This window comes from Labilibaculum sp. DW002 (assembly GCF_029029525.1).
Lineage (GTDB): Bacteria > Bacteroidota > Bacteroidia > Bacteroidales > Marinifilaceae > Paralabilibaculum > Paralabilibaculum antarcticum.
Window position 1 is genome coordinate 2,478,805 of the sequence record NZ_JAKJSC010000001.1, and the last position, 12,179, is coordinate 2,490,983.

The 12,179-nt window shown below is 34.3% G+C and carries 9 protein-coding genes; 4 read left to right on the forward strand and 5 right to left on the reverse strand.

Translation table 11 applies throughout. The features are described from left to right. Positions 1-116: 116 nt before the first annotated feature. Together L3049_RS09810 and L3049_RS09815 are read left to right on the forward strand one after the other, a co-directional pair. Entirely contained in the window at positions 117-1,112 is a 996-nt protein-coding gene (locus L3049_RS09810; protein WP_275109629.1) for an NAD(P)H-dependent glycerol-3-phosphate dehydrogenase, read from the forward strand. Positions 1,113-1,290: 178 nt separating this feature from the next. After that, on the forward strand, positions 1,291-2,631 hold the full coding sequence (locus L3049_RS09815) for a glucose-6-phosphate isomerase (RefSeq protein ID WP_275109630.1): 1,341 nt from the start codon (positions 1,291-1,293) through the stop codon (positions 2,629-2,631). A gap of 30 nt (positions 2,632-2,661) precedes the next feature. On the opposite strand, the gene L3049_RS09820 is transcribed toward L3049_RS09815, so the two are convergent. Next, on the reverse strand, positions 2,662-2,949 hold the full coding sequence (locus L3049_RS09820) for a hypothetical protein (RefSeq protein ID WP_275109631.1): 288 nt from the start codon (positions 2,947-2,949) through the stop codon (positions 2,662-2,664). Positions 2,950-3,053: 104 nt separating this feature from the next. Here L3049_RS09820 and L3049_RS09825 point away from each other — a divergent pair, with 104 nt between their 5' ends. After that, positions 3,054-3,953 (forward strand): DMT family transporter, encoded by a 900-nt coding sequence (locus L3049_RS09825; RefSeq protein ID WP_275109632.1) that lies wholly within the window; start codon positions 3,054-3,056, stop codon positions 3,951-3,953. Here the strand turns inward: L3049_RS09825 and L3049_RS09830 are convergent. Continuing rightward, positions 3,950-6,415 carry a PAS domain S-box protein gene (locus L3049_RS09830; RefSeq protein ID WP_275109633.1) on the reverse strand — a complete coding sequence of 822 codons (2,466 nt, stop codon included), beginning with the start codon at positions 6,413-6,415 and terminating at the stop codon, positions 3,950-3,952. The two genes, L3049_RS09825 and L3049_RS09830, sit on opposite strands and share 4 nt — an antisense overlap. Before the next feature lie 245 nt (positions 6,416-6,660). After that, positions 6,661-8,013, reverse strand: coding sequence for a cyclic 2,3-diphosphoglycerate synthase (locus L3049_RS09835; RefSeq protein WP_275109634.1), 1,353 nt, complete (start codon positions 8,011-8,013; stop codon positions 6,661-6,663). A gap of 276 nt (positions 8,014-8,289) precedes the next feature. On the opposite strand from L3049_RS09835, the gene L3049_RS09840 reads away from it, so the two are divergent. After that, positions 8,290-8,913: an acyl carrier protein phosphodiesterase gene (locus L3049_RS09840; protein ID WP_275109635.1), complete on the forward strand. Its 624-nt coding sequence runs from the start codon at positions 8,290-8,292 to the stop codon at positions 8,911-8,913. Here L3049_RS09840 and rodA read toward each other — a convergent pair. After that, on the reverse strand, positions 8,867-10,291 hold the full coding sequence (gene rodA, locus L3049_RS09845; protein ID WP_275109636.1) for a rod shape-determining protein RodA: 1,425 nt from the start codon (positions 10,289-10,291) through the stop codon (positions 8,867-8,869). The genes L3049_RS09840 and rodA overlap by 47 nt on opposite strands. 15 nt (positions 10,292-10,306) lie before the next feature. Further along, positions 10,307-12,163, reverse strand: coding sequence for a penicillin-binding protein 2 (gene mrdA, locus L3049_RS09850; protein WP_275109637.1), 1,857 nt, complete (start codon positions 12,161-12,163; stop codon positions 10,307-10,309). Between the last annotated feature and the right edge of the window lie 16 nt (positions 12,164-12,179).

Sequence of the window (12,179 nt, forward strand, 5' to 3'; positions counted from 1 at the left end):
AAAAATATATCCTTATCGGAGGCCGGGAATTTTTCCCGACTCCGATTTTTAGTAAATTAGAGATCTGATCGTTAACGAAAACTTTCTCTATTAACACTTGACCTATTAAATTGTATATGAACGAATCTTCTAAAATAGCCATTATTGGTGGAGGAAGTTGGGCTACTGCTATCGCAAAAATCCTTAGGGAAAATGTGCAAGGGATTAACTGGTACATGCGTAACCCAGACACCATTAGTCAATTTAAGCAATTGAGTCACAATCCTCGATATATTACCGGTGCTGAATTTGATATCGATAAAATCAACTTTTCGGATAATATAGATGAAGTTGTTTCAAACTCAGATGTGATCATATTTGCAATTCCATCTGCTTTCTTAAAAAATGCGCTAAAAAAGCTTACAGTAAGTTTAGAAGATAAATTCATCGTTTCAGCTATTAAAGGTATTGTTCCTGATGAGAATATGATTATTGGAGATTTTTTCCATAAAATTTACCAGGTCCCCACTGATAGCATCGGGGTTATCTCAGGTCCTTGTCATGCCGAGGAAGTTGCAATGGAACGTTTATCCTATTTAACTATTTCTTGTCAGGATTCTGAGAAAGCTAGTTTCTTAGCTGACAAGTTAGAATGTTCTTATATCATGACAACCATATCAGATGACATTTATGGGACTGAATATGCAGCTGTTTTGAAGAATGTTTTTGCCATCGCTGCAGGTATTTGTCACGGTTTGCGATATGGTGATAATTTCCAATCGGTATTAATTTCCAATGCCATTCAAGAAATTAAACGCTTTGTTGATACTGTTCATCCCATTACAAGAGATATTAAAAGTTCAGCTTATTTAGGAGACCTTTTAGTAACTTGCTATTCACAGTTTAGTCGTAACAGAACATTCGGAACAATGGTAGGAAAAGGCTATTCAGTAAAAACAGCACAGCTTGAGATGCATATGATTGCCGAAGGTTATTATGCTGTAAAGTGTATTAAAGAAATAAACGAAAAGTATAATGTACATATGCCTATAACCATGGCTGTTTACAATATTTTATACGAGAAAATTGCTCCGTCAATTGAAATTAAATTGTTAACGGAAGATTTACGATAAAGTAATTTTGCAATTGTATTTTTGCATCATAAATGAATGTGATTTAATCGGTTATTGAGCATTCACAATGAACTTAGAAACATATTTATTATTTATAAAGTAAAGCCATTTCTGTCTTTTCGCTCTGAGGGGGTATCGGTTCTGACAGCTATGGATTTTACAACTTAATTTCAAGAAAATGGAACACATTAAATTAAGTGTCGACAAAACTTTGAACTTTGTTAGTAAAGACGACATCTTTAAGTACAAAGAAGACAGTAAAAAGCATTTAACTGCCCTTCAAGAAGGAACAGGTAAAGGCAATGACTACACAGGATGGGTTGAATTACCATCGCAGATTACATCGGAAGAGTTAAAAGATATTCAAAAAACTGCTGCAAACATAAAAGAACGTGTTGAAGTTCTGGTGGTTATTGGTATTGGAGGTTCATATTTAGGAGCTAAAGCTGTTAACGATGCATTAGCAAGCAACTTTGATATGTTGCAAGCAGATAATGAGAATCCTCTGGTTCTATATGCAGGACAAAATATCAGTGAAGATTACCTTTACGAATTGATGGAGATTCTTGAGAATATTGAATTTGGAATTTGCGTAATTTCTAAATCAGGAACGACTACTGAGCCTGCTCTGGCTTTCCGTCTACTTAAGGAGTTACTGGAAGAAGGTGTAGGAAAAGAAGAAGCCAGAGAAAGAATTGTAGCAATTACAGATGAGTCAAAAGGTGCTTTGCGTACTTTAGCTGATCAAGAAGGTTATAAAACTTTCGTTATTCCTGACAATGTTGGGGGGCGTTATTCAGTATTAACTCCGGTAGGATTACTTCCAATAGCGGTTGCAGGTCATGATATTACACAATTGGTTGCCGGAGCAAAGGCAATGCAAGAATATACTTTTACTGCACAATTCGAAGAGAATCCGGCACTACTTTATGCCTCAACTCGAAACGCTTTATATTCAAAAGGAAAAGAGATTGAAATCTTAGCCAACTATAATCCTAAACTACACAACGTAGCTGAATGGTGGAAACAACTTTATGGCGAGAGTGAAGGAAAAGAGAATAAAGGTATTTTCCCTGCTGCAGTAGACTTCACTTGTGACCTACATTCAATGGGTCAGTATATTCAAGAAGGTAGACGCAATATCTTTGAAACAGTCGTTTCAATTGCAAAAACCAAGCATAAAGTTCTAATTCCTGAAGACAAGGCTAATCTTGACAAACTAAATTTCCTTGCTGGAAAAAGAGTTGATGAAGTAAATAAGATGGCAGAATTGGGAACACAGCTGGCTCATGTTGATGGTGGTGTACCAAACCTAAGAATTGAACTTCCGGAATTAAACGAGTTTTATATTGGAGAATTGCTTTATTTCTTCGAAATAGCTTGTGGTGTTAGTGGTTACATTCTTGACGTTAATCCATTTGACCAACCAGGTGTTGAAGCTTACAAGAGCAATATGTTCGCTTTGTTGGAAAAACCAGGTTTCGAAGAAGAGACTAAAAAAATTAAAGAGAGATTATAATAATCTGCTTTATAAATACAGAAGACCAGCTTATTGCTGGTCTTTTTTTATATCCGTAACTTCTTTCTTTTCATCAATGTAAATTCTTAACTTCTTGCCTGCAAACTGTCCAAGAAAAAAGGCACTCACCATTATTGGATAAGTATACAGCTGGAAACCTAATCCAAAAAAGTGTCGAAATAAAACAACAAATGGGATAGGTAAATGAATAGCCACAAACCATTTAACCGAGTATTTCCTGAATCCTTGACGAATATAACCAAAAGGGATATTCAAAAAGAAGGTTGCCAATGCAGCAAAGAGTAAATTTAATTCCATAGAGACGAATATATTAATAATATCTATAAAAACAGAGCACATCCTTCTTTATAAAAGCAAACAAATTTATCTACATTTGCTTCCATCAGAAAATACCTACAAACATGATTAAACCATCAAAACTGAAAGGAAGTCTATTGGCACTTTTAGCCACCATCAGTTTTTCAAATGTTTATATTTTCAGCAAATTAGCCATGAAGGATATCAGTTTACCTTCATTTGGATTGCTATGGTTCGGCTTGGCTCTTTTTTACAATCTCTTGTATTATACTTTTTTTAGTGAGAAAAAGAAAATTAGTCAACTTCCTAAAAAATCGAAATCAACTCTTATTTTTATTGGTTTATCAGAGCTCATTTCTATTTCTGCCTTCTTTTTATCTATTCAATTAACCGAAAACCCTTCTATCGTATCTTTTCTTGCCAATACAAGTCCTATTTTTGTAATCATACTTGGATTTTTCTTTTTGAAAACGAGATACAATTTGTTGGCGGTAATAGGCATAGTTATCACCTTGAGTGGTGTTTTACTTATCAATTATACTAGCTCAGGCTTTAATTTGAATAACTTTCTTCAACCTTCGAGTATTGCAGCTTTGGTATTTGCTTTGTTTTATGGAATTAGCTTACTGCTTGCTAGGCAGCAAATAAAGTCATTACCGCCAGCTATGGTAACGGTTTGTAGAACTTTTTTTCTGTTTATTGGATTTGGCCTATACAATATTGCATCGTGGCAGATACCGCAATATTCTCTCAACTCACTTTTTTATATCGGAATCGGATCGATACTAGGACCGTTTATGGGAATATCTTTAACTTTTGCTTCCTTAAAATACGTTGATGCTTCAATAACCACATTAATAGGAACCTCTAGAAGTTTTTTTATTATTCTAGGTGCTTTTCTATTTATGAGCATATTACCTACTACCAATCAATTACTAGGTGGACTTTTAACCATAATTGGAATCGTGCTTATCACAATGGAAGATATAAAGAAAAGATCCTAAACTAATACTCTCTTCACTTCGCCTAAGAATGCCTCTTTTTCTATTGGCATTGCAATGTAACCGTGACAACCTGCATTAAGAAACTTCTCTTCTTCTCCTTTTTTTCCAAATGGAGATTGAGCTATTATTTTGGTTTTTAGATTTCGACTCTTCATTTCAGCCAAATAATCCATAGAATTATTACCAGGAATGTCCACATCAAGAATTAATAAATCGGGCGCCCACTGATCGATCATACTTAAAATCATACTACCATGATGAGCATGCGAAATATTTACATTTTCACCATCGAATAACTTTTTCAAATACAAAAATGAATTGTAATCATCTTCAGCTATTAAAATATTCTTCTCCTGTAAACTACTGTTTGAAATCTTTTCGTTTACTTCAATTTCTTCAGCCAAATCCGTTTGTGAAAACGGAAGCGTAAAAAAGAATGTACTGCCTTTTCCAAGCTCAGACTCACATCTTATTTCTCCTCCCAATCGTTCCACAAGACCTCTAGAGATACTCAATCCAAGTCCTGTTCCATCATTAAATTGATCTTCGTCTCCTTGTCTAAAACGTTCAAATATTAATTCTTGCTTATCTTCAGGTATTCCTATCCCTTCGTCTTTAATATAAACTTCAATAAAGCTCTCTTTTGCTGATTTTTTAATGGAAAATCCAAGTTCAATGGTTCCTGAATCTGAAAACCGAATGGCATTACTTATTAAATTATCTAAAATCTGTTGGAATCGATTCACATCTGTGCTTAAAAAAAGATTGCGGTATTTTTCTTCAAAATTTAGATTTAGATTAACATTTACTTTTTCTGAAAGTAAGGATCCATTTTTAAAGACATTAATACTATGTGTGAATAACTCGTACAAATTGGATTCTGATTTATTAATTGACAATTGATCTAACTCCAATTTTGAAACATCCACAATATCATCGATTAATTGAAGTAATCTATTACCCGAGCTTTGTATTATATTAATATATTGAGATTTTTCATCGTCGTCTATTTCAGGAGTTACTAATAATTCTGAGAACCCCATTATTGCATTCATAGGAGTACGAATTTCATGACTCATGTTTGCTAAGAATATAGATTTCAATTTATCACTTTCCTCTGCCTTCTCTTTAGCTTTTACGAGTTCTTCCTCTGTCTTTTTTATCTCTGTAATATCTCTAGAAACCCCTAAAACCCCAAGCAATTTACCATCAGCATCATGCATTGGTGTTTTTATCGTTTCTGTTAATATACGTTTACCTTCTTTTGCTGAAACTGCCCAACTAACAAAACGAACACTCTCCGAACTTGACAGAACAGCCAAATCCTTTTGCCAATAAAATTCTGCGAGCTCTTCGGGATAAAAATCAAAATCTGTCTTTCCGATCAATTCATTATTTTCCAATCCATTAAACTGTTCAAAAAGTCGATTACACGAAAGATAAACGCCTTCAGGATTCTTTAACCATATCATTTCTGGTACAGTTTCTATCAATATTTTCAATTGAGATTTTTCATTTTCAACTTCTAATTCCGCCTGTTTTCTTTGGGAGATATCCCTTACCATTGCCCAAAAACCATCAGGATTTCCATTTTCGTCCTTCAACAAATGGATTCGTACTTCAATTGGAATTAAACTGCCATCTTTTCGGGTACACTCTTTTTCATAAATTTTCGAATTACCGTAAACCAAAACCTCCTCTTCCATTATTTTATTATCCACAGCTACCCAATTAGATGGTGTTAAATCATGGCAAGTCAAGCATAAAATTTCTTCATTTGAATAACCTAACATTTCTCGATAGGCATTGTTACACTCAACAACTTTTCCCTGCTTATCAAGAACAACAAACGCATCATTCATATTCTCATGTAAGCGAGAATATTTCTCTTCACTATGATTTAAGGCGTGCTTGTTCTTCCAATTTTGCATTTGTCGACTCATAAATAAGCCCAACAGAAGGTTTGCAAGAGGATAAACAGTTAATAATGGTATGATCAGATATGATAAGGTAGACCAGATGATATCGGAGGGTAGAAAAATAGAACAAGCAAGCATTGCAATGTGAACAACAAACCCCATTAACAAGTACTTTACCCATTGATTCACCTTAGGAAAATATTTCCATGTTTTGTTCCAGTAAATTCCAATACTTCCAGAACTAACAATTACTGCGATTCCCATTACAACACCATCTCCACCTAATGAAAACCTGTAAATTCCTGCCACCAACATAGCAACAATGGTTGGAATTGCCCCAAAAAATAATCCAGAAATGGAAAGAACCACTGATCTTGTATCAAATACCATTCCTGGTTCATACTCCCAAGAGGATAACATCAATATAATTGCAATAAAACCGATTATAATACCACTAGCCAATTTATTCCAAATTGTAATTGAATTCCTTTTCTTAACCCATAAATATTCATATAACATACTGAATGACAATAATATTGCCATATTTTGAATTAAACTTAAAAAAATAGAATCGGTCATAAATAAAACAGTAGTCCTAGTTTACAATAGCAGTTAATCTAAATTTTAGAGAATGTATTCTCCTTAATCATGCTAGTTATACTTATTTTTCGTTATAAGGTTGTGTTCACAATCCACTTTTTCAGCGTTTATATCGAGTCTAAAAAATAGAGAACAAAAAAAAAGAGCAGAAGAATCTGCTCTTTTCACTTTTAACGTAATCCACCTATTTAAGCCATCTCTTCAGTAAGATGATGCTTTTTTATAAACTGATTGATAATATGAGATAATTTTGGATAGCCTATTTCTTCCAAATCATAATAAACACGAGTTGTTGGCTTATTGATCTTTAAAATTCGATTCAAATCGATTGGCGTTCCAATAATAACAGAATCACAATCAGAAGCATTAATCGTTGCTTCCAAATCTTTCAATTGCTGATCGGAATATCCCATAGCTGGAAGAATACTTCCAATATTTGGATAAATCTCGAAGGTCTCTTTTAATTTTCCTACCAAATATGGACGAGCATCAACCTCATCAATAGCACCAAATTTTCGAGCTGCTACAGTTCCTGCTCCTATTTTCATTTCACCATGGGTTAAAGTTGGCCCATCTTCTACAATTAAAACACGCTTTCCCTTAATAATTTCAGGTTTATCAACTAATATTGGAGAAGCGCCATCTACAACAACTGCATGATCATTTACTTTAGCTATACTTTCACGTACAGTTTGAATTCCCTCAGGTGATGCAGAATCCATCTTGTTGATAATAACAACATCGGCCATACGTAAATTCACCTCACCTGGATAATACGACAACTCAGCTCCTGGTCTGTGTGGATCTGCTACTGTAATAGTTAAATCAGGCTTGTAGAATGAGAAATCATTATTTCCACCATCCCAAAGAATAACATCGCAACCTGCCGGATCATTTTCAGCTGCTCGAACGATAGCCTCATAGTCAACTCCTGCATATATGATATTCCCACGACTCACATGTGGTTCATACTCTTCCATTTCTTCAATGGTGCATTTATGCTTCTTTAAATCTTCTACTGTTGCAAAACGTTGTACTTTTTGTGCAACCAGATCGCCATAAGGCATAGGGTGACGAATCGCAATAACTCGCAACCCTCTTTCCATTAATTCCTCGATTACCTTACGTGATGTTTGAGATTTTCCACACCCTGTTCGGGTTGCTACCACTGCAATTACAGGCTTATGGCTTCGAATCATGGTATCTTCTGGCCCCAATAGTTTAAAATTGGCACCTGCAGCATTAACAATAGCACTCATATTCATCACTTTCTGATACGATACATCTGAATATGAAAAAACACAATCATCAATTTCGTGCATTTTAATCAGTTCAGTTAATTCCTCCTCCGCATAAATTGAAATACCATCCGGATAAAGTCCTCCTGCAAGTTCCGCAGGATACTTACGTCCATCAATGTCGGGAATTTGAGCAGCTGTAAAAGCTATAACCTTATAATCCTGATTGTTTCTGAAATAGGTGTTGAAGTTGTGAAAATCACGACCTGCTGCACCAATGATAATTACCTTCCTTTTAGTCATAACTTCTTTTTCTTTAGTTAAAAATTAGTATTAGGTATGATTACATAAATTATGAACATTAACACAAAACAGCTAATTTTTAAACAGATAAATCACTCAAACACTGACTGTTGCTTAACACGACTTTAAAAATTGACATTCTCAGAAAAGAGTCTTAACTTATTTAGTTATGCCAATTAATTAAACTTCATTCGTAAAGACATCAACAAAAAAGAAACAAAACACAGTTTACAATTCTGATATATTGGCTACTTTCGATAAAATAGAAAATGAAACATGAACTTTTTAGCACATCAATATCTTTCTGGAGAGTCGGAGAAAATAAAGTTGGGGAATTTTATTGGAGACTATATAAAAGGTCGTAAGTACCAAAACTACCACTCGGAAGTTCAAAAAGGTATTTTACTTCATCGAAACATAGATCATTTCACAGATCATCATCCAATAACATTAAATAGCTCAAAAAGGCTTAAAAAAGGGTACAGGAGATATTCTGGAGTTGTTGTTGATATGATTTATGATCATTTCTTGGCAAAAAACTGGAATTCTTACCACAGCGAAACAATTTCGAGTTTTGTTAATTTATCTCATGAAGTGTTAATCAGAAATTACTTAACACTCCCTAATCGAGTAAAACTTTTTCTACCATTCATGATTCAGAGCAGAAGAATGGAAAGTTATGCAAGTCTTGATGGATTGCAAACCGCATTGCAAATAATGGCCAAACACACAAGCCTTCCAAACGAATCGGATTACGCAATTGAAACGCTAACAAATGAATATGATGAATTTGAAAACGAATTTAATCTCTTCATGAAGGATTTAATTGAATACGTTCGTAACGAACACTTAATTAACGTAGCAACTCCATACGGTTGGCATCTAAACGAAGGAAAATAAACAACAAAATTGTAAAAGACCATAAAGAAGATCCTCCATAACTAAAGAATGGCAATGGAATTCCAATTACAGGCGCTAAGCCAATGGTCATACCAACATTTATAGCCAGATGGAAAAATAAAATACAGGCAACACCATATCCGTAAATTCTACTAAAGGGTGATCGCTGTCGTTCTGCTAAAAACAAAAGTCTAATTATTAACAAGAGCAGAAGAAATAAAACTACACTAGAGCCTATAAATCCCCATTCCTCACCTACCGTACAGAAAATAAAATCTGTACTTTGCTCAGGTACGAATTTAAATTTTGTTTGCGTACCATTCAAGAATCCTTTCCCCGCAAAACCACCAGAACCAATCGCTATTTTTGATTGAGCTACATTATATCCTGCTCCATAAGGATCCGATTCGACACCCAACAATTCATTTATTCGTGTTCTCTGATGAGCCTCCAAAATATTATCAAAAATATAGCTTACAGAGAAAGTATAAAAGATACTTCCAATTGCAATTGCAAAAACCCAAATTGCATTCTTAAGGCGATTTTTATAGATGTAGTATAAAAATGGAATTGTATTTAAAACGATAGACATTAACAAAATAATATAGGCTGATAATTCCATTTTAAACAAGTAGGAAATCCCCCATACAAGTCCATAACCAATAGATATTGTAGCCAAGCCAAAAAGAACATTTCTCCAACTTACCCCCATAAATTTTAGGCATAAAAAAGAGCCGGCAATCATGAAAAGTAGCACATACAACTTAGCCATTACTAGTGTAAAAACAAACAAAACAATGGCTAAAAACCCAAGAAATAAAACAATTCCAGATAAACCTTCTCGGTATAAAACTAGTATGAAAACGGTATAAACCAGAGCAGATCCAGCATCATTTTGAAATATAATTAAAACTGCTGGCGTAAATAATATGATGCCCGAAATCACAAGCGATTTAAACTTGTGAATTTTGAAATTAAACTGACTTATGTAACGAGATATAGCTAAACAGGTTGCAAACTTTGCGAATTCAGCAGGCTGAAAGCGAACTGGCCCTAGTTGAAACCAAGATCGAGCACCATTTACCTCTCTACCAAATAGTAAAACGGCAATTAAGAGAAAAATCATGGTGAGATAAGTAGGATAAGCAAAAGCTGAAAAAAACTTTCCTTCAATAATCAGAATAACAATGGCCAAAAAAAATGCAGCTCCAATCCATATCAATTGCTTACCGTAGCGTTGAGTAGCATCGAAAATACTCTGATGATCTTCGTTGTAAACTGCTGCATATATATTTATCCACCCTAAAAAAACCAGCAGAACATACATGAATATTGTCCACCAATCTAAATTCTTTATTAAGCTTACTCTTCTGGTCATTCTATATTCCGTTTTCTAGTTTGCAGTATTTTTCTTGGGTTTCTTTGCACTGATTAAATCAGCTTCCAACATTCGTTTCTCAAGGTATTTTTTATTCTCGGAGATTTCACCTTTAAGATATTTTTCAATCATTAAACCTGAAATAGGTGCTCCGTATCTGGCACCCCATACACCATTCTCAACATAAACAACAATGGCAATCTTTGGATCGTCTTTAGGAGCAAATGCTACATATACAGAGTGATCATCTCCATGAGGATTTTGTACGGTTCCCGTTTTTCCACATACGCGAATATCTTTTATTGCTGAAGAACGACCGGTACTACCTTCTCCACCATGAACAACCAAATCCATACCTTCAATTACAGGATCAAAATTTACTGAATCGATACTAGTATGCTTCTTTTCTAAATACTTTTCATCTATGGCTCCATCATTACCAACTGATTTTACGATATGGGGAACGTAATAATAGCCGCGATTGGCTATTGCTGCAACCATATTCGCCATTTGCATTGGTGTTATCATCAATTCCCCTTGCCCAATAGACAAAGAAATTACATTTAAAGCACGCCAATTTTTTCTTTTGTATTTTTCTTGATAAGTCTTGTTGGTAGGAACATCACCCGATCTTTCATAGGGCAAATCTGTACCCAAAACACTTCCTAAACCAAATGAGGTTACATGTTTTCTCCAAGCTTCATAACCTTTCTGAACGGAACCAAACTTTGGACTCTCTAATATATATCTAAACACATTTGCATAGTAGGCATTACACGAATGCATAATGGAATTACGAAGATCTAATGGTGATTTGTGAGCATGACAGCCCATTGTAAAATTTCCAATGTGATAACCACTATAGCATTCGAATTTTGTAGATGGACTAATCACTTTTTCTTGCAAGCCTATTAAGGCATTTACAAGCTTAAAAATTGAACCTGGAGGATAACTTGCCTGCATTGCCCTATCGTATAGAGGCTTTAATGAATCGTTTTGAACCAAGCTTCTGTAATTCTTATTCATGGCTCTACCAACAAACATACTAGGATCGTAGGTCGGACTTGATATTTTTGCTAAAATTTCTCCGCTAGCAGGTTCAATTGCAACAATTCCACCTTTTTTATTTTGCATTAATTGCTCACCATATTCTTGCAAATCAATATCTAAAGTTGTGTAAATATTTTTTCCAGAAACAGGCTTCTTGTCAAACTTTCCTCCTTTATACGAACCTTGAGAACGGTTGTAAACATCAACCCAATTAATTTTTACGCCTTTTTCTCCTCTAAGATCTCTTTCAAATGTTCCCTCAATTCCACTTTTCCCAATGTAATCTCCTTGGCGAAAATATTTATCTCTTTTAATTTCTTGATTATTTACTTCTCCAAGATAACCTAATGCATGAGCTGCATTTTTCATTGGATATTTTCGTAAAGTTCTTGTCTGAACGAAAAAACCAGGGAACTTGTATAATTTCTCTTGAAGAACGGCATATCGTTCCGAAGACAATTGCTTTAAGAAAATAGAAGCTTTCCGGCTAGAATAGTTTTTAGCTTTCTCTATTTTTTTAATTAAATCTTTCTTTTCAATATCCAATAAAGAACAAAAATCTAGAGTGTCAAAATCACTTAATTGACGAGGAATTAACATCAAATCGTAAGCAGCTTGATTGTAAACTATTAATTTGCCATTTCGATCATAGATCAATCCGCGAGCAGGATATTGGGTAACATGCCTTTGAGAATTGTTTTCGGCTGATTGTTTGTAAGTATCATCTGATATTTGAAGATTAAACAGACGAATAATAAAGATGAGAACTACAAGAATGAATATTCCCCCAATAATATACTTTCGGTTTGAAAAATTATTCATTTTAGGATGTTATTAA